Consider the following 21,926-nt stretch of genomic DNA (forward strand, 5'->3'; position numbering starts at 1 on the left):
ACGCTGTTTAGTGATTCTGATCCAGTGACGGGTGGTGGCAATCGTATTTTGCAAAAACTCATCACCGGCACCAATGGTCAGCAGCATACGACTATTATCAACGGTGGACATTTTCTGCAAGAAGATCAAGGTGAAACGCTGGCTGAGCTGCTACTTAAATTCATTCGAGATAACCCTGCCGTCTCTACCAATACACCGTAACGACTCTTATCAAATGGCCAATAAAAAACACCCTGACTGTTTAAGTAGACAGTCAGGGTGTTTTCGCTAAAAAGTATCAGTCTTTATACGATGTTTTTAAAAATATCATCGATGTACTTTTCTACCGCAGCGTCATCACTGGTAATCTGAGCATACGTCCTCAGACCTATGATCTGAATTTGAAGATAGCGTGCCAATTCAATCGGGTTTTTCTCTGCACTGACTTCACCACTATCAATAGCTTGTGCGAATAACGTGGCAAATGAGGCTTCTATCCCTTCCAAAATCTCTGTGGCATGTGCCAATAGCTCGGGGCTATCATTCTGAGTCAATTCAGCGATCGTTTTTACAATCATGCACATACCACTTGGTGTTGTCGCTTTATTGACTACGATGACGGTATGGATAAAATGTTTTAATCCAGCAAGCACGGTGTCTTGTTGCTCGATACAGTCAGCCAAACGCTTGGCATCATCTGCCGCATAACGGTTTAATGACTCTATAAAGAGCTTATCTTTACTACCAAAAGCGGCATAAATACTACCAGGATGCATATTGATGACGTCTTGCAGATTGCGCATCGAGGTTGCGTGATAGCCTTTTTCCCAATAGAGATTTTTTGCTTTTTCGCTCACATCCTCGCGATTGAACTTTATCGCAGCACTCATAGTGTTTACCTTAATCACTTTGCCTCAAAATCTATTTTAAGGCAAAGTTTGTAGAACCAATATTAGCTGCTGTTTTTAATCACTTTTTTATTATAAAGCTTTTTACGTCTCTTTGCTGTTATTAGGGCGTGCTGAACATTCAACCATGGCACTGACAGAGGCTATTTTTTAGGCGATTCGCAGGTAAAAATAGTGAGTATAGTCATTCTATACGTGTATTTTTAGCAATGAAGCGGCAAAAAAGAGCCCTGTCATTTCAGGCTGATGCTTTATCGATCCAGCCCCATGCGGAGATATCAGCGATTGAATACTCGTCTCTAACCAAATACTCACAGCCTTCCAGATGGGTGTCGAGCACTTCGTAATGACGCTCAGCCTCACGAAGATAGCGGTTCATCGCATAGGGGATTTTTTCTGGCGCCTTGTGTCTAAAATGCACAGACTGACCATAATAAGGGCCCAGACCAGTTGCTAAAAACATCAACCATGAGAGCATCTCGCTACGATCTTCTGGCTGTCCTTATCAGAATGCTTATATTGAACGGTTTAATCGCAGTTACCGCAATGAGGTTTTAGACTGTTATTTTTTTAATAATTTAAACGAGGTTAGTAAGCTGACTGAAGACTGGATCAAGGTTTATAACACTGAAAGATCCCATGATTCACTTAATGATATGACACCTGCCGAGTACAGGCAGGTGGCTTAATTATTCTACAATGATGTTGTGTTAAGAATGGGGTATTTACAAGGTCATGCCTTGGTACGCTTTTTTATGGCAAAAATAATACTTTTCACTAAAGGTGCTGTGTATTATTTGTTGTTAACACTCGTACACTAAGATTTATTTCTGCTAAAATCATGCAGTAATATTATCAATACCTCATCACTGGTATGAGAAAAAGGACTTACTATGCGATTGAAATCAATCGTTCAAAAACTACATGAACGCGCCCCAAAATTGGGTAAAGCCGCATCACTCACCACAGCCACGGGTGTGATTACCTTTAATAGCATCTTGGCAGGACCTCCTGTATGGATAATGGGCGCCGCCAAAGCCTTCACGGGTGCTGCTATCGCTGACAAAGCCGTTATCGATGTCACCAATTACTGGATCAATAGTAATAATGCCGTCATCGACAATGTCCTGCCTCGTAAAGACTGGCGTATCAGCTTGCCTGATGATGTACACACAGACGGTCAATACCTACTGATCAGCAACCACCAATCGTGGGTCGATACCAGCATCATGCAATATATCAGTGAAAAGCGCCTACCATTGACGCGCTTTTTTACCAAGTTTGAGCTCATCTATATTCCAGTGATTGGGCAGGCTTTCTACTTTCTCGATTTCCCTATGATGCGTCGATATTCTAAAGAAGCCATTGCCAAAAACCCTGCTTTAAAAGGTAAAGACATCGAAGAGGCCAAACGAGCCTGTGCGCTACTCAAAGACAAGCCTTTTACTTTGCTAAATTATTTGGAAGGAACGCGCTTCACCCCTAGCAAACGTGACAAACAAAACTCACCCTATAAGCACTTGCTCAAGCCCCGTGCTGGCGGATTATCACTTGCTTTGAGCGCCCTAGGCTCAGAGATCGATGGCATCTTAGACATGACGATTGTCTATCCTGACGGCATACCCACTTATAGCGACTTGTGGAAAGGAAACATCAAACGTCTAGGCGTCGATGTGCGTCATATCGAGATACCTGAAGACTTATTTACGGCAATCAAAAATGGTGGTTATGAAACAGATAACGCGGTAAAAGCGCAGATGTTTGACTGGGTTGAGCAGGTATGGCACAAAAAAGACCAGCTGATCACAGAGATGCTGGCTGACTTTGAGCATGAAGCTCCGATGAAAGAGGCTTAGTCTACAAACAGATAGTTCAACAGACTGAGTAAATTCTTTATACCAATAATGCTTAGTATTTGATAACCTCGAGGTGTTCTGCGCGTGTACTAATATATAGTAGAGCCTTTTCTGCCAATGGTGTAAAAACACGCTAATACCATGCCTCAAAACGAAATGCGTAATCGTCACCCTATTGAAAAAAAGTGGGCACAGGCTAAGTTTCTACGACAAGGGTGAATAAAGAATAAACTACCTAAACTGTTCAATGATATGAGCTGTGCTAATTTTATTATGGATTGACTATAAGACATGGATAGAAGAAATCGACTATTTTTAGAAGCGGACTTGTGATGTTGTATAAGAAAGGGCTGTATTGATATAGAGCCGTTTATCTGGCTTGAGACGAGGTGATACGTTATATAAATCAGCTAAATAGGTCACTTCATGCTGGCGCTAACCATTCAAATTGATGAGTCAAATTAATAAGCAATCAGGCTCAATCCGTGATTAGCAATCAGCGCAGTGTTATTGATCATAGGTCTTTAGGCATCGTCTGGCTTGTCTCCGATGACTTGGCTGAGATGCCCTGTTTTTAGATATATCGTCGCGCCCTCTCGTCCTGCTGTGATTTGCGCGTACTCACCTGCAGGCAGACGTAACCACCCCCAACGATGATAGACTCGGTCATCATCTACCAGCTCGCCTGCAATGACTAACAGCTCTGCGCCATTAAGGATTGGCTCATTGAATAACAACTCGCCTGCCTCTATACGTTGCAAGCTCACCTGCTCGACATCATCTGAGAACAGAGGACAAACGTCACGGTCACCTTGTCGCTGCCAATTGGCACCATCGTGAGTATCGATAGCCACATGCTGCGCTTCATCAGGTGACATCTGCCGTAGTTTAACGAAAATCACTGCGCCTTCATCACTATAAGGCCTATGACCGGATGCTGGTGGATTGCGCACGTACCAACCTGCCGGATAATGGGTATCGTCTGCAGAAAAAGTCCCTGACAGTACGAGTATCTCCTCGCCGCCGGGATGCAGGTGGTGCGGAAAATAAGAGTTCGGTGCATAACGTACTAGGCTCGTCGCACGAGCCTTCTCTTCACCGATGCGGTCAAGCATCACTCGCTCCACGCCATTCTGTGGTGATTTGACCCACTCGTGGTCTTCAGGTGCTAGCGAAGCACGACGTGAAAAATCTGCATTGATACGCATAAGGGGTTCCAAAGATAGAATGAGTGGCGTCAGCAAGTGAGCCGTTATGAGATATAGATTGGTTATCTCAAATATCGATAACCAATCCTCTTTATGAATATTGCGCTGCTGAGAGCGATACACTGCTCGCTCGTGTCTCGAACAAGGCACGGCCTTAATTTAGTGTCGCTTTATCGAAAAACAAGCGACTCATGACAATTTATTAATGCATCCATTAGCGTACCAAAATTACAGGGGATAAGGTACTTGCAATGATCTCTGTCGTTGTACTGCCAAGAAACAACTGCTGCCATTTAGAGTGTCCATAAGCACCGACCACCATGATGTCAATATCGTTGTCGACTTGAAACGTTAATAACCCATCGACCGCATCAGAAGCAGACAGATGATGCGCCTCAACGATATAACCTGCATCTTCCAATTTTGCAGCAGCCGCGCTCATGCTTTGCTTGGCGGCTTCATTATAATTGCCGACCATCACGATGTGGCCTTTCAAACCTTTTAACAAAGGGCTTTTTGCGACCATCCATGCCGCTTTTATAGAGGTCTTGCTACCATCAAAAGCAATCATATATGAGCTAGGCTCTTTAAAGGTTTCTGAGCAAATCAGGATAGGGATATCCGATGCGCGAGCTACCGTTTCGATTTGGCTGCCGATATTGATGCGGCTATTTTTGTGGTCTTCGCCGCGGCGTCCCATGACGATCGCGCGATTTTCTTCTTTGAAATACTCGATGCTAGGAAGCAATTTACCATGACGTTGATAAATGCGCACATTGACATCCGCAAAGCTGTCTTTGATATGGCTTTTTGCATCTTGTACTAAGGCGTTGCTATAGCTATTGACGACTTTTGCCCTTTGCTCATCTAGCTGGGACAACTCATCTAATAAGAACTGGCGACTGTTGATCCCTATCGCTCCTGACAGATCTCGTCTCACTGAGGCAGGAATATCACTGACATGCAGCAATCCAACGGGCAAATTCAGTCTGCTGGCATACCATGCGGCATAGTCACAAACCGATTCAGTCACTGCTGAGCCGTCAATACAGGCTAGAATGTGCTGTGATGTTGTCATAATCTGTCCTTAGATATGTTATTTAATCCCATACAGCTTGTTATATATGACCAAGCTATGCCCATTGTTTGAGAGATGTTTATAAAAACTGCTCTCTTAATTTGATGATACCCAATTTGGTCGGTTTCATCCAGCGATGTACACGCTTTTGTAAAATCACAAACGTGCTAGCACTATTATTTTATATAGTTTACAAGAGTATTGTTTTAACACCCCGATGAACTCTGGTCATTGTCTAACCACAAGCGTTAGTAAAGTTTGCTACAATACCTCTTTTAGTATTTATGATGCAGTATTTAAGACTTACGTATCGTTATTTAGGTGATTGAATTATGGCAAAGAACGCCCTACAGGCTCAACTATTAAAGGCTGGATTGGTCGATAGTAAAAAAGCCAAAAAAATCAGCAAGCAAACGCAGCATGCTAAGCGTATTGGCGACTCAGAGAGTTTAGAGACCAAAAAAGCATTGGCAGAGGCTCAAGCGCAAAAGCTTGAGAAAGACCAAAAGCTCAATCAGCAAAAACAGCAAGCTTTAGAAGAAAAGGCGCTGAGGGCTAACATCATTCAAATGATTAAGCAGCATCAGATAGCCGATACGGATGGTGACGTTAGCTATCAATTCGTCGATGCGTCTAAAGTGAAAAAAATATCCATCACGCAAAAGCTATACGATCAAATCGTCGCCGGTCACGTGGTGATTGCACGCTTAGAGGATAGCTACGCGCTCCTGCCGCGCCCACTCGCCGATCGTATCGATACAAAAATGGAAGGGTTTATGGTCGTGTCCAACGATACCGCTGAAGACACGCCAGAAGAAGATGATCCTTACGCCGCTTATGTGATCCCAGACGATTTGATGTGGTAATCTCTCGCCTTTTCATGCAGCGATTAGATAAGCATTCAAACAGCAGCCCTTCATGGAGCATCCGTTCTATGAAGGGCTGCTTTTATTTGTGAGATGCTGATATAAATACCAGACAACGCAGCCCAAGCCCTATACTATAAAGGCAAGCGCTCTGACTGTTATCACAGTCGCGTCATCCATATTCGTATTGCTATGTTAGCGCATACCGCCGTTAGCGCACACCGTCAGCATTTGGATCATAAAGCGATAACGGTCGCCTTCACCAGACTATGAGGCCAGACCAATCATGATGAAAAGAATATTTTTAATACTATTTCTACTGATCGTAGTGGCCAGTTTTTTTTATTTTGATCTCAATCAATTATTGACGCTTGAGGGCTTAAAAGGATTGATGGCGCAGTTTGATGCGTATAAAACGCAGTCGCCATTATTGATTATTGATTATTGGTGGATTATTTTTACTTTATGTGGTCGTCACTGCTCTTTCCTTACCTAGCGCCACTATTTTGACGCTGGCCGCAGGCACGCTGTTTGGCTTAGCTCAAGGCTTACTCATTGCCTCTTTTGCTTCCAGTATCGGGGCAACGCTGGCTTTTTTGACCTCACGTTACCTGCTGCGCGACACTATCAAATCGTTGGGCCCTATCAATTCACTCATGTGGCGTCGCATCAAGGCTGGTACGCAGCGGTTAACGGCTTATTTGGAAATTTTAAAAATTCAAGGTCGATTACCGCGTGATTTCATGGACGATTTTCATTGATCCAGAAGTCGCTCGCGTGGGTTTGAATGAGCAAGAAGCAATCGGCAAAGGGCATTGATTTTGAAGTGACACGTTATGACTTTAAAGAGTTAGATCGCGCCATTACAGACAGCGTAGCTAAGGATTTTATTAAAGTCATCACCGCGAAAGGCAAAGATAAAACCCTAGGGGTGACGATAGTGGCTGAGCATGCTGGCGATTTAATGAGCGATTTTGTACTGGCGATGAAACATGGTTTGGGGCTCAATAAAATATTGGGTACAATTCATACCTACCCGACATGGGCGGAGGGCAACAAATACGTCGCTGGTGAATGGAAACGCAATCACGCCCCGACACGGTACTGAACTGGTTAGAAAAATACCACACATGGCGGCGCGGTTAGTTAGGCATTTACCGATAAGCAACCTGACTTGCAGAACAGGTTTGGACGCTAGCTATCAATAACGATATTAACAGCTAGGTACGAAGTTCTAAAACAGCCAATAAAACTAAGAGCGACTCAATCAGTCAGCAATTAGAAGACCGCTTGGGCATGACACTTTGCCATCGCGGTCGAGCAGGATTTAAGCTGACAGAGGATGGTGCGGCTGTCTATGAGGCTTGTTTGGGCTTTACCGAATCGGTCGCAAGCTTTCAGCACCAGCTGCACTATATTAAGCAACTAGACTCAGTACACGGTGGACATATTAGGCCTTGCTTAATTGATCAGATGCCCAAGTTTTTTTTATGATGCGCTTAGACAGCGCCTCGCCAGCAGCTACCGAGAAAACCCACTGATACACTTTTCTATCAATGTGCAAAGCCCTGAGAGCATGCTAGAAAAGCTCTTAAGTAACGAGAGTGACATTGGTGTGGGGTATTTTGGTAGCTTTCCGCCGTTACTGACGTTTCAGCCAGCATTTGTCGAAAAACAAGTGGTCTGCTGCGGACGTGAGCATAAGCTATTTTATAACTCAGAAGGATTGACTTTTGAGGATTTAGAGCAGAATTATCCGTGGATAAAAAGGGGCTACGTGGTCGAGCATCATATCAATCATATCCGCCCAAAAACCCTAAGCGCCACCACTTATCACATGGAAGCAACTGCGCAGCTTATCCTTGCAGGCCATCATGTGGGGTACTTACCGCGTGATCTGGCGAGACGATATGAGGGCATGGGAGTGATGAAAATACTCCTGCCCAATGAAGCAAGCTACGACGTCGAGCCCCACTGGGCATATCGGGAAAATCAGCAAAAACAAACCGCTGACTTTCTACATAAAATGATGAACTTGCTATAAAAAGAATACGAATATCACTGCACTGCTACGGACGGTCGTTGATGCTTGAGACCAATGCTTCTAAGCTTACCTTTTTCGCCTACTTCTTTGATGACCAGTGACCACTCATCGTTCACCACAACTGTATCGCCTGAAACGGGTGCGGTACCTAAATGTGAGGTCACATACTCAGCGACTGTCTGCTCCCACATATCTTTGGTACTGTCTGCTTCGGTCGTTTTCAGCGTTTTTACCAAAGGTTTGGCGACCATGGCTTCTGAAAAAAATGGCAAATCTCCGAGTTTTACACTGGGTGATAGCAACCAATCACCATAAAAGTCATCAATAGCCTTACGATCTAACGTTGTGTCATTAAAAATCTTGGCAATTTTGCTCGCATGATTGCCGCGCATGGCGTACCAAACACTATCACCAAATTTTATTTTGGTCTGTTCATCGACGACGACGATTTGTTGACCGCGCACCAGCGCAAATACGCTGATTTCATCAGGGCTAATGCCTTTAGAGATACCCATAGGATGGCGGCCAATAGCAAATGCGCCTGATTGCGCCTCAAACTCGTATAAGGTAATACTCGCCTTATCCGATACCCAAACCTCGTGCTCTTCTTTGGGATCTTTATTGGTTGGAATACGTACCTTAAATAAATTCGCCATAGTAGGAATGGTCGTACCTTGCAGTATCAACGACAACACCACGACCCCAAAGGCAATATCAAAGAGCATAAAGGCATTATCAATCCCTGCCATCACAGGCAAAATCGCAAGGGTAATGGGCACCGCTCCGCGCAAACCAACCCAAGAGATAAATCCAATCTCTTGATCTTTAAATTTAAATGGTTTCACACTAGTATAGACCGCGATAGGACGGGCAACGAAGATCATGAACGCCGCTATCGCCACCGAATAATGCCAGACGTTGAGGACGTTTGATGGCGTGACCAATAATCCCAACACCACAAACAATACCGCTTGCGACAACCATGCAAAGCTGTCCATCACGCGCATGACATGCTCGGTTGAGCGCACTTTGTGATTACCGATGAGCACCCCTGTCAGATACACCGCCAAAAACCCACTGCCGCCGATCAAGTTGGTCGCAGCAAATACCGCCAAGCCCGCTGAGAGTATCAAAATGGCATACATGCCCTCTGCCAGATGTATCTTGGGCAATAACCGAGAGAGCAAATAACCAAAGAGCAAGCCCATGCCCAACCCAAAGCTCAGCTGTTGAAACAGTAAAACCAAAAAGCCAAATGCTGTCTGACCAGCAGGGTCAACGTTTAGAGCAATCAAACCCGTTACTAATAAAATAGCCAAGGGGTCGTTGGCACCAGACTCTAACTCAAGCGTGGCTTGGACGCGGTCGTTGAGCTTGACCCCGCCATTACGCAGTAGAGAGAATACAGCGGCCGCATCGGTTGAGCCAACAATCGCTGCCATCAATAGACCAAAGCGCCAATCAACATCGAGTAGCCAAGTAACAAATACTCCGAGCACCAAAACCGTGACCAGTACGCCCCAAGTAGCCAAGGTAATCGCAGGTTTTAGACCGACCCGAAACGACTTAAAAGACGTACGTAGACCACCATCTAATAGAATACAAGCCAGCGCCGCTTGACCCACAAAATTGGCCAGCCCATATTGAGAAAACTCAATACCCAAGATACCCTGCTCGCCTGCCAACATACCGACGATCAAAAACAGCAATAGCAAGGGCACACCCAAACGCGCCGATAACGTGCTCGCCATGATACTGGCGAAAATAAGTACTGCCCCTACGAGGTATAGGATATTCAAGGTATCCATTTTCTAAAGCCCTGTTTTTTATCGTTATTGCATCAATATTGAATGAAGCATAATAGTACTTGATTGCGAAAATATTTCCGTTATCGCACTGTTATTAGATATCACGCCAGAGAGTTTGTCATCAGCAACGATTGTCAGAGCTATTAACATTGTCAGAGCCATTAACACAAGAAATTTACACTGATTCTATATCGGCATTAAGAGTAACATCTGCGACTAAATTTATAGACAGTATTTCGAAAAAAGTTATCGAATATACCAGCGCGTACCTATGAACTTATGACCTTTGTTTAACTATTTTTTATCCTAACTTTTGACAGTATTTAGGCCTACACAATTAAATTTAAATAGTTACGCTTGACTATATAGTTACGCTTGACTATTTAGCCCTGAATATACTGCCATGTCAGCACCAAAAGAGTGGCAGCTACTGTCCAAGCGACAACGCCTAACAATAATGCCTTATATAAGCTCATATAACTGATGCTAAAAAATACCACCAAGGTATAAATCAAATGCGGTATCACACCCAGCATACTAAATATCAGGGCAACCCTTAAATCAGTAGGACTGCGATCAGTACCAACAATGAAGTGACTGATGAGCGTAAACGTGGGGAAAAGAGGTGCAAGCGCCGCCAGATAAAAAAATCGCGTTTGTGCAAATAATTGAATTGCCAATACCATCAAAGCGCCAATGAGCATTTTTAGCCAGATCATGATGAATCACTCTCCTATTGAGTATGACGGGCTGAACATAGCCCAATCAGCCATCATACTAGAGTCTACAAATTGACATAAGAGGCATCGCTGATTAATTGACCCGTGTGATAAAAAAAACGCAAAAAACCCCATTTAGCTACGCTGCTAAATGGGGCTAGTACTTTTATTAAGAAAGCTTTTACGGATTATTTAATCCTTTTTTGGCTTTAGTGCCGCGCTGATGTCTGCTAGCAATGGGGGTATATCATGCTTATCTGCGATGACCTCAATCATTACTAGCTTATCGGTAGTCTCGGCAGCTTTGTTTAAAGCCGCTTTTAGCTCACCTGCTGTTTCTGCTTTGAGTAGTAAGCTATTCGCTTCGGTTGCGCCAAACGCTTTTGGCATGATCTGCCAATCGCATTTTGGGATATCGTTGTAGTATTGGTTTTCACCATGAATCGCACGCTCTACGGTATAGCCGTCGTTATTGATTAGGACGATGACTGGATTGATACGCTCTTGAATCATGACCGCCATTTCTTGAACCGTCAAGAGCGCCGAGCCATCACCAATCAGTACAACGCTGCGTTTATTCGGTGACGCGATAGCAGCACCTAAGCTGGCTGGTAATGTGTAGCCAATCGAGCCCCACATTGGCTGCCCATAGGAGGTCACCCCTTCTGGCAAGCGTACATCACTGATGCCAAAATAGGCAGTTCCTTGCTCAGAGAACACCAAATTATTACGATCTAAGCAATCAGCAATGATATGCCATAGGTCATCTTGGAGAATCGCCTCATCATCTCTACCCTTCTGCTCATGCGGCTTGACTGGCTCACAAAAAGGCTTTGGTACGATGTTTATACCAGATGTCATGACTTCGTGCAGGGCCTGTAATGCATCTTGCAAGGCAATCGGTGCAAAGTTCTTACCACTAATAGAAGCACGCTCATAATGCAAGTCTACTACTATACTCTCGTCAATATCTTGGCTAAATCCCGCGGTGGTCGTGTCGGTATATTGCACCCCTACTTTGATCAGACATTCGCAGTTTTCTACCGCGTCTTTGACAATGGGACGCGAGGCAACGCCTGCATAAGTCCCAGCCCAGCGCTCGCTGTTTTCATCAAGCAGCGTTTTGCCCCACGATAGCGTGGTATAAGGAATGTCTGTATCAGCAATCAGTGCTTTGAGCTGTGACTGCAACCCCAAACGATGCACCATCAAATCTGCCATGAGCGTCGTGGTTTTGTTTGGTAAAAACTCGGTGAGCGCTTGCTTGAAATCTGCCAATGCCGCTTGACTGGTGATGTCTTCTTGGCTATCAATCAGCTTAGTTGTTGGCGGATAAATAGGCTGACGCGCAACATCAGGTGATAGCAGTAGATAACCTGGGCGATGCTTTTTGAGAATCAATCGAATCACTCGATCAATTTCTGAGGCGGCATTTTCAGGAGTAAGCTGCGCTCGTGCTACCGTCACGGGCTCAACCATCTTAATAAAATGATTAAATACGCCATCGCCAAGCGAATGATGAATACGGCGTTTTGCGTCTTGCAAAGCTGTGCTTGGTGCACCTACGATGTGCAATACTGGCGCGTACTCAGCAAAAGAGCCTGCGGTCGCGTTAATCGCTGATAGCTCGCCTACGCCAAAAGTCGTCACCATGGCGGCAAACCCACGCTCGCGTGCATAACCGTCGGCCGCATAGCCAGCATTTAGCTCATTGGTGTTACCCACCCAGCGCAGCTTATCAGAAGCAAGGACATTGTCCAAAAAGGTTAAGTTAAAATCGCCTGGTACGCCGAATATCTCAGAGGCACCTGCTTCTGCGACACGATCAAACAAATAATCAGCGATAGTATACTGTTGACTCATTTTTCATCCTTATAACTTATCTTCGTAAGTATTGATCATTGTGAATGTAATTAAATCATAATATGTATACCAGCTTATTTATGTATGCAAAGCTTTTGGAATACATATTATAATGAACCGTTATAACACACATTTGTAGATAGAAGACATGCCTATTTTAATAACTTTAACTTTTTTCGTCATAGGTGTTGACACATAAAAAAAACTGCGTATAATACGCCTTCATCATCTGATGATAGTTAATCAAAAGATGAATCAGCGGGATTAGCTCAGTGGTAGAGCATAACCTTGCCAAGGTTGGGGTCGAGAGTTCGAATCTCTTATCCCGCTCCAAATACTTAAAAAGCCTCACTACTCTTTATATGAGCAGTGAGGCTTTTTTTTTGTCCAATTTTCGGGGCTTGTAGAGAGATTCTCGAAATATATTTTTTAATATAGTTAAGTTTATCTACTCAATTAAAAAGCTCATTTTTGGTGCGGTGCCCATTTGGTGCCCAAACCGTGCCCTGCCCTAAAACTGCGAATACTGAATTGCCCCCAACCTAGCTATTTTTAGAGCAGATAAAAATGAAGCGTGGTTTAATATTATGATTAAAAGCTTTTAAATTAGCGAACCTCTACTATAATGAGTTTTCTGGTTAGTATTAACTAAGTTTTAGATGGCTCAATGACAATTAGGAAAAATATTATGGCAAAATTAGAATCAAACATCGAATTAGAAGCGGCGACATTTCGTCGCTTATTGGCTCATTTAGACGAGCGTAAAGATGTACAGAATATTGAGCTGATGAACCTTGCCGATTTTTGTCGTAACTGTTTATCCAAATGGTACAAAGCTGCTGGTGAAGAGCGTGGTATTGAAATCGACTACGAGGATGCGCGCGAGCTTGTTTATGGCATGCCCTACGCTGAGTGGAAAGCGAAGTACCAGCAAAAAGCAACACCAGAACAGTTAGCACGTTTTAACGAAATTGAAGCTACCAAGAACAAAACGAATTAAAACCAACAGTAGTGGCTCAAATAAAAGAGCCACCATGATATAATTATATCGAAGAAGACAATATTGCCGCTAGATTAGCGGCTTTCTATAGATTTGAGTATACTACTAAATCCTATGGTTCCTTGTTTCTGCATTTGACGATCAAGTAGGCGACCGATTAATGGCAACGGTACAATCAATCGACCCTCGGATATCCAAGTCACGTGTGTGGTGCCATCGCCCAAGTCTTTTAAATCAATGACGCCTTTATCATGTCGCATTTTGACAGGTTTAGCTTTTTCGATTTGGTATTGCATATGAGTAGGACGCTCAAACGCTGTAATCCGCTCCCAAAACTTAACAGGTCCCGCTTGAATGCTACGTAAAGCGCCAACACCATTGCGCTCCTCATTACCTTCAGCGACTAACTTAGCAACTCCCACCGCTTTAAATGAGCCATAACTGGCATGGTCGCTCAGTGCTTCAAATACCTCATCAATCGGTTTTTTGACAATGCGTTCTACTTTTATTTTGAACATAATATGATCTCGTTAGGATTAAAGTTATTTCGCTTAGTGCCATTTTAGAAACAAATAAAGCCGTCACACTTCAAAAACTTATGATCGTGAAGAAGCTCGTCCTTTTGAAAGACGCTTACCATCAATACTACTCGACATCATCCAATAGCTTATTTAGCTCATCAACCATTACGTCATCTATGATGCTGGCTTCAATATAACTTACGATCTTATCTACAGTCGTTAGATCCATGGCCGCAATGCCCAAGCTGGCTAGCTGCTCATTGATTGATTCCAAGCTATCATTATCTTTGGAGTCGTCCAACAACTCTTCTTCAAACCTGCCTCTGGCAAACCAATACATTTTTTCTAGCACGGTTTCTTTTTTAGTCAAAGTAGAATAGCCATCGCCATAAATGAACAGATTAAAATGATAAGGTATTTCTACATCATTGATGAAGAAGGTACGCTGGCACTCTAGTGTATAGGCCTGAATCTCTTCGCTGTCAGTACTGTCGTCACTTTGAGTATCCTCATCATATTCAATCGCTTCCTCTACCAATCCGCCTAGCAACTGATAGCCGCCCACTTTGATTTTGTGATTATAAATGATAGAGGAGTCTGCAATTGCCTCAAAAATAACGGCGCTGACATCTAAAGTATGATTATCAATATCATAAAATGCTTTTAGGGCAGGCAAAAACCCTGTCAGCTCCTCTTCAGGTACTTGAATGAGAAACTGCTGCTCGTATATCTTGATCATGTCTTCAGGCGCGTAGGTATTCGCCGTGTCGGTTTCATTTCTGCCAGTGGGCTGTAGTGGTAGGAAATTATATGGATTATCTTTGGTCATTCGAGACTGCCTTTTTGCTTGAGTTAAATTTGTGAAATGTCTGTGTGGCTCAATCTTTAAGAGCCTTAGTACATGATACTTTCTTAATATCACGGCGCTCTAGATTTTATGCGCATATTGTCTCTTATCCAGGCAATTTTAGATAGACAGATATACAAGTTCAATCACTCTGATTTAGACAGACAGGCTAAATAACACAAACTAAAAAGGCATCTCCATACCAGTGACTAGCTAATTTGCTGCCATCCTGAGGTTGCCTGATATTCATCTTGATGCGCAAACAAAGGGTGAGCCTTGGCTTCCTGTAAATTCAGCACGGGGGTCACACAGACATCCGTTGCCGCAAATACGCCTTGCCAATGCTCAAGCGTTTGACTGGCGAATTTTTCCGCCATTGTTTTAGTCGCTATTTGACTCTCAGGCCTATTGGGCATGATGCCAAGCTGCCAATGTACGTCTTTAAGCGCTGGCAACTCCAATACCTCACATAGACCTTGCCAAAATTTCAACTCTAACGAACCAACCGCCATATGTCGCTGGTCAGCGGTTTGGTACAGTCGATAACATGGTAATGCACCGCCTAAAAAGTCATGCTGTGGCATGGGAGCTGTACTTGAAGTATTATTTGAAGCACTATTTGAATTGTCACCTGAAAAACGACTGATTAGCTTACCCGTCACCTTTGGCATGACCATATGATTGTACAAACTGTGCGTCATGCTAATCGCAATATGTCGTCCTTTTCCGGTACGCTGCGCGGCAAATACAGCAGCCAACAGTGCTATCACTGCTGTATCACTACCACCTGCCAAGTCCGCAAACTGGACATTGGGCATAGCCTGCTCACCCTGAGCTGTTTTTAACTGATCAAGCACACCACTCATAGCCATAAAATTAATATCATGACCGGCCTTATCAGACCAATTATGATTTATTTGAGAGCTATTTTTTGGCTCAGCACTTTCTAAGTAGACACCTTCTTTTGCGTAACTGCCTGCGATACCATAGCCAGTAATAGATACCATTACCAGCTTTGGGTTGATGACATGCAGGGTTTTAGTATCTAATCCCATTTCTGCTAAGACACCTGGGCGAAAGCTGTCTAGCATCAGGTCAGCTTCTTTGAGATGTGCCTTAATAGCTTCAATCGCTTCGGGATCATGAAAATCATGCTTTTCAGTCGTCTTACCGTGGTTCAAAGCTGCGAATAACTCACCAAATACGCGAGCAGGATCACCTTGTTTGGGTTCGATTTTAAGAACGTCCGCACCCAAGTCCGCAAGCAGGCGCGTGGCAAATGGCCCAGGTAGGTTACGAGTCAGATCGATCACTCGTAACCCTTGTAGACAATCTGCCATTTGATCATGATTTGATAAATGCGTATCAGTCATCGGAGAACGCCTCGCCTTTGGCTGCCATGTCTAACAATATCTGGGCAGGCTCAAACCGTTCACCGTATGTTGCCGCAAGCTCGCAACTACGTTTGATGAATTCATTGACGCCCATCGCATTGATAAACTGTAGCGTGCCCCCGTGATGCGGTGCAAACCCCCAGCCAAAGATAGACCCTATATTGGTGTCGGCAACTGAGCGCACGACGTTTTCCTCATAGCATTTGGCAGATTCATTGGCTTGAATAAACATCAAACGATCAACCAAATCTTGCTGCGACGGTTGCTCTGACTTTGGCGGATATAAGTTTATCAACTCAGGCCATAGATGCTTATCACCGTCTTCTGGATAATCATAAAACCCTTTGCCATTTTTCTTGCCCTCGCGCCCATGCTCATTGACCAGCGTCTTTAGTATCTTGTAAGAAGGGCGCACAGCAACGGACTTGCCTTCGGCTGCCATATCTACCTGCTGTTGTTCGCTGACATGCAACGCTAGGCTTAACGACACTTCATCTTGTAATGCTAAGGGCGGCATCGGCATACCTGTTTTTAGTCCGGCAACTTCGATGCTACGCGGATGCACACCCTCTCCTAGCATTGCGATACCCTCTGATACATAGGTGCCAAATACCCGCGAGGTATAAAAGCCGTGACTGTCATTGACGACGATAGGCGTTTTGCCTATTTGCACAACATAATCAAAGGCTTTGGCCAACGTTTCATCATCAGTTTGCGCGCCTACGATAATCTCAACGAGCGGCATCTTATCTACTGGCGAGAAAAAATGCAGACCGATAAACTGGTTTGGTCGTGTACTGGCTTTTGCTAGCCCAGTAATCGGTAGTGTTGAGGTATTAGACGCATAAATAGCCGTGTTTGAAATCACTGCTTCACTCTGCTGGGTACATTTGGCTTTGATTTCTCGGTTTTCGAACACCGCTTCGATGATGAGATCACAATCAGCTAAATCATCGTAAGAGACGGTTGGCGTGATACGTTTTAGGAGAGCTTGTTTTTTCTCTTCGGTAGCGCGCTGTCGGCTGATGGCTTTATCCAAAATATTAGCAGAGTACGCTTTGCCTTTTTCTGCATTGGCAATTTCCGTGTCCAATAACGCGACATCTATACCTGCTTTGGCAGTGACATAAGCGATGCCAGCGCCCATCATGCCAGCCCCTAAGATACCGACCTTTTTGGTTTGGGTCTGCTCAAACCCTTGAGGTCGAGACTGACCTTTTTTGATGCTATTCAGCTGCGTCCATAAGGTGTTAATCATGTTTTTAGATTCAGTCGACAGCACACAAGCAGCAAAATAACGCGACTCAATCTCAAGCCCTGTATCGATATCCACTAGGCATCCTTCAAACACACAAGACATGATATGAGTAATCGCTGGATAGTTGCCGTGAGATTTTTGATTGGCCATGGCTGGGGCGATAGAGAATATCGGTACAACGCTAGGATGCTTACTATCGCCGCCAGGAATTTTAAAACCCTTCTCATCCCATGGCTGCTGCGCGCTTGGATTGTTTTGAATCCAGTTTTTTGCTTGCTTCAGCATATCTGCTCGATCAGTGGCTATTGCATCAATAAGTCCAATATCTTTTGCCGCTGCTGGTCGCAATTCTTTGCCTTGCGTCATCAGCTCCAGTGCTACTTGAATACCGACCAACCTTGGTAAGCGCTGAGTACCGCCGCCGCCAGGTAACAAGCCCAGTTTCACCTCAGGCAAACCAAGCTTGGTCTTAGGCGTGTCAATGGCAATACGATAATGACAGGCAAGTGCCAACTCTAAACCACCGCCTAATGCGGTTCCTGTCATAGCAGCGACGACGGGTTTACCTGAGGTCTCAAGCGTACGCAAACTCCCTTTTAATTCCTCGGTCAATGTAAATGCTTGCTCCGCTGTCTCTATCTGGTTCAATTGATCAATATCTGCGCCAACCACAAAGGTGTCTTTGGCCGATGTGAGAATTAAGCCTGTGGCGGCGTCATCATTGATAAAACTATCAACTATCGTGGCGAATGCCTCCGTAAAGCCATCACCAATGACATTCATTTTGCGTTTGCTTTGGTCAATCGTAACGGTGACGACACCCTCGTCATCATGCTGGACGGAGAAGTTATCTAATGCGTTAATGGCTATTACGCTATCTACTGTTTGGTTATTTGTCATCATTTTTATCCCTTAAATGATTCTTTGTATATTGCGTTTTAGTCTAATTGGTTTTCAGTCTATTTTAGAGAAAGGTTAAACACGCTCGATAATAGTGGCAATTCCCATACCACCGCCCACACATAGCGTAATCATAGCAGTCTGTAAGTCGCGGCGTTCCAACTCATCAAGGACTGTCGTCATTAGCATCGCGCCCGTTGCCCCAAGCGGATGACCCATAGCGATTGCACCACCATTGACGTTGACAATATCAAGCGAGATTCCAAAATCATCAGCGGTATTCATCGGCACAGCAGCGAATGCTTCATTAATCTCCCAAAGGTCTATGTCAGAGGCTTGCATGCCCGCTTTATCGAGGGCTTTTTGGCAAGCTGGCGTTGGACCTGTCAGCATAATGGCAGGCTCTGAACCAATGACTGAGGCCATTGTGATTTTGGCGCGTGGTTTTAGTCCTGCTTTTTGCCCAGCCGCCGCGCTACCGACCAAACAAATCGCCGCCCCATCAACGATGCCAGAAGAATTACCCGCATGATGCACATGATTCACGGTTTCAATCGTGGTGTATCGGTCTAATATCACACTATCAAAGCCCATTTTTCCCGGCATAATAAAAGAAGGTTTAAGACCCGCTAAGGTTTCGACATGGGTATTAGGACGGATGGTTTCGTCTTTATCCAATAGCATCATGCCATTGATATCGGTGACAGGGACAACAGATTTGTCGTAATAGCCGTTCTCCCAAGCCTTTGCTGCGCGGCGATGTGATTCGGTGGCAAAAGCATCGACATCGCTACGGCTAAAGCCTTTGAGCGTTGCAATGGTATCCGCGCCCACCCCTTGCGGCACGAAATGCGTCGCTTCATTCACACGCGGATCCATGTACCAAGCACCGCCATCAGAGCCCATCGGCACACGGCTCATAGACTCCACACCGCCTGCCACTACCATGTCTTCCATACCTGACATGACTTTGGCAGCCGCAAGATTAATAGACTCCAGACCAGAGGCACAAAACCGAGACAAAGTTAACCCAGCCACACTTTGTGCCCAACCAGCATCAATGACGGCGATACGCGCAATATCAGAGCCTTGCTCGCCCACTGGGGTCACGCAGCCAAGCACCACATCATCGACCAAACTGGTATCCAAATTATGACGCTGCTCCATCTCCTTTAATAAGGTACGTGTCAGCCAGATTGGTGACGCCTGATACAAAGAGCCGTCCTTTTTTCCTTTGCCGCGTGGCGTGCGGATAGCATCATAAATATAAGCAGTCTCAGTCATAAAAAATCCTTTTTTTATTTTTTAAATAAACAATAACTATCGTAGTCTTATAATATAAGCGTCTACATAAAGCGTGATGCCAACTCTTTCATAATCTCATTGGTGCCGCCATAGATTTTTTGCACGCGCGCATCAGCATATAAACGGGCGATAGGATACTCGGTCATATAGCCATAGCCACCAAACAGCTGCACGCATTCATCGATGACTTCGCACTGTTTTTCGGTGACCCAGTATTTGATCAATGAAGCATGCGGTACAGACAGTTTGCCATCTAACATCGCATCGACTGCCGCATCACACATGGTACTGGCAGCGAGATAATCGGCATAGCATTCAGCCATCTTAAAACGGGTGTTTTGAAATTTCCAAATAGGTTTGCCAAAGGCTTCACGGCCCTTTACATAATCTAGTGTTAGATTGATAGCCAGCTTCATCGAACCGACCCCTGATAGCGCAATGATGAGGCGCTCACGTGGCAGCTCTTGCATCATCTGTATAAAGCCCATGCCTTCCACCGTACCCAACAGGTTGGTTTGCGGTACACGGACATTGCTAAAGAAAAGCTCTGAGGTATCTTGAGAGGTCAGACCAATCTTATCGAGATTGCGCCCACGTTCAAACCCTTCTACGTTGTCCGTTTCTACGATGATAAGTGAGACACCTTGCGCGCCTTTTTCACGGTCTGTTTTGCATGCTAATAAGATAAGATTGGCGTGCTGACCATTGGTGATAAAAGTCTTAGAGCCATTGATAATGTAATCATCACCGTCTTTTACTGCATAGGTTTTGATGTTTTGTAGGTCGGAGCCAGTGCCAGGCTCAGTCATGGCGATAGCGCCAATATATTCGCCCGTTGCCATTTTTGGTAACCACGCTTGTTTTTGTGCTTCAGTACCATGGGCTAAAATATAAGGCGCGACAATACCTGAATGCACCATACCGCCAAATCCTGACTGATTGGCCTCAGTCTGTGCGTAGATGAGCGCGGCTTCATGACCGAAATCGCCGCCGCCGCCGCCATACTCGCTTGGTATTGCCGCACACAAAAACCCCATCTCGCCCGCTTCTTCCCACGCAGCACGATCGATCATGCCGTTTTTGCGCCACTGCTCATCCTTTGGCTCCCAAGATTGAAACATTTTCAAGGCGCTGTCATACACCATCTGATGTTCTTCGGTCATCCAGTTTGGGGTAAATTTTTCGATACTCATGATGTCTATCCTTGACAAGATTGAATGAATAACAGCTATATCCAAGCCATTTTTTAAGTTATGGTAATTTATATTACCGTTATAGATATGCGATAAATTCTTTGTATTTATTAATATACGAGTCTTATACTAGGCTATGAAAAACCACTTCGCAATATATTAAATAAAAATGGTAATTCAAATTACTCATTAATTTAATCACGTTAGATTATCGAGAAAATCACTTAACTGATAGGACGTATCAAATAACCAATACTTTAAGAAGCGATAAATATGAAAACCTTTAATCAGTCAGATAGCCCCACGCAAACGCGATCGCTAGCACCCCTATCCGATATGCGACCCGCAACTTTGGATAAAATTGAACAGGCCGTTCGTAAGGTCTTTGCAGGATTTGATGCTAATGAGGTGACGATGGCGCAGATTGCAAAGTCTGCAAATGTTTCCTTGCAAACGCTCTACAAGTACTTCGGGGACAAGCAAACGCTGTTTTATACCATTATGGATATTGTGCTCGGCAGATTAGCCGCTCGCATCATGGATCATCTGCAAGGGATTGATAGCGTACAAGATCGTCTACGTAAGACGCTGTGGGTCTGCTTTGATTTTGTAGACTCGCATCCAGATGCGGTGATGGTGCTGTCTTCTGTGTCGGCCTCGCGTATACGTAATATCGCAATCTATGAAAACAAAGAGTTAATTGGCGCGTTTTTGGCGGTATTAGAAGATGGTCAAAATCGTGGGGTGCTCAATGACACTGTCCCACTGCACATACTCTTCGATGTGTTTATGGGATTTATTAGTCGACTTGGCTTAATGCATACCATTCGCCAAACAGAGACGCCATTAAATGCAGAGTTTGATGCGCTATTTGTAATTTTATGGCGCGCCATCTCTAAACCTGAAGCATTAAACAAAAAATTTAATGCAAAGAACCAAAAAGCCCCACGATATGAACTGACCCCCGAAACTTGGACGGTTTAGTTTATACCAAGGACTGAGTTCTGTACTGCACAGGGCTCAGTCCTTTTAGTTTGAGTTGAATACGCTCATTATTGTAATAATGCATATACTCATGAATCTGTTGTTCTAACTGCTCAATCGATTTTGGTTTCTCAATATAAATCGTCTCGCACTTCAGCGTACCAAAGAACCCCTCCATCAGCGCATTATCCAAGC

Annotated in this window: 22 protein-coding genes, 1 tRNA gene and 1 pseudogene; 10 read left to right on the forward strand and 14 right to left on the reverse strand. The window is 44.4% G+C overall.

Annotated features, from left to right (window positions below):
- The first annotated feature begins 48 nt into the window (after window positions 1-48).
- Window positions 49-201, forward strand: a complete 153-nt coding sequence (locus HL061_RS03090; protein WP_252962514.1) for a hypothetical protein — start codon at window positions 49-51, stop codon at window positions 199-201.
- An 83-nt stretch (window positions 202-284) separates the two neighbouring features.
- Here HL061_RS03090 and HL061_RS03095 read toward each other — a convergent pair whose 3' ends face one another.
- Entirely contained in the window at window positions 285-869 is a 585-nt protein-coding gene (locus HL061_RS03095; protein WP_093068368.1) for a TetR/AcrR family transcriptional regulator, read from the reverse strand.
- Window positions 870-1,125: 256 nt separating this feature from the next.
- On the reverse strand, window positions 1,126-1,365 hold the full coding sequence (locus tag HL061_RS03100; RefSeq protein ID WP_228724572.1) for a glutathione binding-like protein: 240 nt from the start codon (window positions 1,363-1,365) through the stop codon (window positions 1,126-1,128).
- A gap of 16 nt (window positions 1,366-1,381) precedes the next feature.
- On the opposite strand from HL061_RS03100, the pseudogene HL061_RS03105 reads away from it, so the two are divergent.
- Window positions 1,382-1,576 (forward strand): annotated as a pseudogene (locus HL061_RS03105) (integrase core domain-containing protein); the annotation flags it as partial.
- Between the two features lie 204 nt (window positions 1,577-1,780).
- Window positions 1,781-2,743, forward strand: coding sequence for an acyltransferase (locus HL061_RS03110; protein ID WP_093068365.1), 963 nt, complete (start codon window positions 1,781-1,783; stop codon window positions 2,741-2,743).
- A gap of 524 nt (window positions 2,744-3,267) precedes the next feature.
- Here the strand turns inward: HL061_RS03110 and HL061_RS03115 are convergent.
- Window positions 3,268-3,951 carry a cupin domain-containing protein gene (locus HL061_RS03115; protein WP_093068362.1) on the reverse strand — a complete coding sequence of 228 codons (684 nt, stop codon included), beginning with the start codon at window positions 3,949-3,951 and terminating at the stop codon, window positions 3,268-3,270.
- A gap of 214 nt (window positions 3,952-4,165) precedes the next feature.
- Window positions 4,166-5,029 carry a universal stress protein gene (locus tag HL061_RS03120; protein ID WP_071001800.1) on the reverse strand — a complete coding sequence of 288 codons (864 nt, stop codon included), beginning with the start codon at window positions 5,027-5,029 and terminating at the stop codon, window positions 4,166-4,168.
- A gap of 332 nt (window positions 5,030-5,361) precedes the next feature.
- On the opposite strand from HL061_RS03120, the gene HL061_RS03125 reads away from it, so the two are divergent.
- From HL061_RS03125 to HL061_RS03140, 4 genes are all read left to right on the forward strand, one after another.
- Window positions 5,362-5,895, forward strand: a complete 534-nt coding sequence (locus tag HL061_RS03125) for a DUF2058 domain-containing protein (protein WP_058025874.1) — start codon at window positions 5,362-5,364, stop codon at window positions 5,893-5,895.
- A gap of 437 nt (window positions 5,896-6,332) precedes the next feature.
- Window positions 6,333-6,656, forward strand: a complete 324-nt coding sequence (locus tag HL061_RS03130; RefSeq protein ID WP_228724571.1) for a VTT domain-containing protein — start codon at window positions 6,333-6,335, stop codon at window positions 6,654-6,656.
- A gap of 26 nt (window positions 6,657-6,682) precedes the next feature.
- Window positions 6,683-7,003, forward strand: a complete 321-nt coding sequence (locus HL061_RS03135) for a hypothetical protein (protein ID WP_071001803.1) — start codon at window positions 6,683-6,685, stop codon at window positions 7,001-7,003.
- 357 nt (window positions 7,004-7,360) lie between these two features.
- Window positions 7,361-7,939, forward strand: coding sequence for a substrate-binding domain-containing protein (locus HL061_RS03140; RefSeq protein WP_269466040.1), 579 nt, complete (start codon window positions 7,361-7,363; stop codon window positions 7,937-7,939).
- Window positions 7,940-7,953: 14 nt separating this feature from the next.
- On the opposite strand, the gene HL061_RS03145 is transcribed toward HL061_RS03140, so the two are convergent.
- From HL061_RS03145 to HL061_RS03155, 3 genes are all read right to left on the reverse strand, one after another.
- Complete coding sequence (locus tag HL061_RS03145; protein ID WP_071001804.1) at window positions 7,954-9,747, reverse strand: potassium/proton antiporter; 1,794 nt, start codon at window positions 9,745-9,747, stop codon at window positions 7,954-7,956.
- A gap of 383 nt (window positions 9,748-10,130) precedes the next feature.
- Window positions 10,131-10,466, reverse strand: a complete 336-nt coding sequence (locus HL061_RS03150) for a GlpM family protein (protein ID WP_083328830.1) — start codon at window positions 10,464-10,466, stop codon at window positions 10,131-10,133.
- 192 nt (window positions 10,467-10,658) lie between these two features.
- Complete coding sequence (locus HL061_RS03155) at window positions 10,659-12,329, reverse strand: thiamine pyrophosphate-binding protein (protein ID WP_223334721.1); 1,671 nt, start codon at window positions 12,327-12,329, stop codon at window positions 10,659-10,661.
- A gap of 258 nt (window positions 12,330-12,587) precedes the next feature.
- On the opposite strand from HL061_RS03155, the gene HL061_RS03160 reads away from it, so the two are divergent.
- Together HL061_RS03160 and HL061_RS03165 are read left to right on the forward strand one after the other, a co-directional pair.
- Window positions 12,588-12,662 (forward strand) — tRNA-Gly (locus HL061_RS03160).
- Between the two features lie 355 nt (window positions 12,663-13,017).
- Window positions 13,018-13,329, forward strand: coding sequence for a DUF1244 domain-containing protein (locus HL061_RS03165; RefSeq protein ID WP_071001807.1), 312 nt, complete (start codon window positions 13,018-13,020; stop codon window positions 13,327-13,329).
- Between the two features lie 74 nt (window positions 13,330-13,403).
- On the opposite strand, the gene HL061_RS03170 is transcribed toward HL061_RS03165, so the two are convergent.
- The 6 genes from HL061_RS03170 to HL061_RS03195 form a co-directional block, all read right to left on the reverse strand.
- Window positions 13,404-13,847 (reverse strand): SRPBCC family protein, encoded by a 444-nt coding sequence (locus tag HL061_RS03170; protein WP_071001808.1) that lies wholly within the window; start codon window positions 13,845-13,847, stop codon window positions 13,404-13,406.
- Between the two features lie 127 nt (window positions 13,848-13,974).
- Window positions 13,975-14,679, reverse strand: coding sequence for a hypothetical protein (locus HL061_RS03175; protein ID WP_252962515.1), 705 nt, complete (start codon window positions 14,677-14,679; stop codon window positions 13,975-13,977).
- Window positions 14,680-14,906: 227 nt separating this feature from the next.
- Window positions 14,907-16,070 carry a CaiB/BaiF CoA-transferase family protein gene (locus tag HL061_RS03180; RefSeq protein WP_252962516.1) on the reverse strand — a complete coding sequence of 388 codons (1,164 nt, stop codon included), beginning with the start codon at window positions 16,068-16,070 and terminating at the stop codon, window positions 14,907-14,909.
- Window positions 16,063-18,252 (reverse strand): 3-hydroxyacyl-CoA dehydrogenase NAD-binding domain-containing protein, encoded by a 2,190-nt coding sequence (locus HL061_RS03185; protein ID WP_252962517.1) that lies wholly within the window; start codon window positions 18,250-18,252, stop codon window positions 16,063-16,065. Before HL061_RS03185 ends, HL061_RS03180 begins: the two co-directional genes overlap by 8 nt.
- Before the next feature lie 72 nt (window positions 18,253-18,324).
- Window positions 18,325-19,533, reverse strand: coding sequence for an acetyl-CoA C-acetyltransferase (locus HL061_RS03190; protein WP_252962518.1), 1,209 nt, complete (start codon window positions 19,531-19,533; stop codon window positions 18,325-18,327).
- A 62-nt stretch (window positions 19,534-19,595) separates the two neighbouring features.
- Window positions 19,596-20,747 carry an acyl-CoA dehydrogenase family protein gene (locus HL061_RS03195; protein ID WP_102090554.1) on the reverse strand — a complete coding sequence of 384 codons (1,152 nt, stop codon included), beginning with the start codon at window positions 20,745-20,747 and terminating at the stop codon, window positions 19,596-19,598.
- Window positions 20,748-21,020: 273 nt separating this feature from the next.
- Between HL061_RS03195 and HL061_RS03200 the strand changes: the two genes are divergently transcribed.
- Window positions 21,021-21,731, forward strand: a complete 711-nt coding sequence (locus tag HL061_RS03200) for a TetR/AcrR family transcriptional regulator (protein WP_083328831.1) — start codon at window positions 21,021-21,023, stop codon at window positions 21,729-21,731.
- Window position 21,732: 1 nt separating this feature from the next.
- Here the strand turns inward: HL061_RS03200 and HL061_RS03205 are convergent.
- A partial coding sequence (locus HL061_RS03205) for an IS3 family transposase (RefSeq protein WP_252962519.1) occupies window positions 21,733-21,926 on the reverse strand: 194 nt, incomplete at its 5' end.

The organism is Psychrobacter sp. PSP (assembly GCF_024085615.1).
Classification (GTDB): Bacteria; Pseudomonadota; Gammaproteobacteria; order Pseudomonadales; family Moraxellaceae; genus Psychrobacter; species Psychrobacter pacificensis.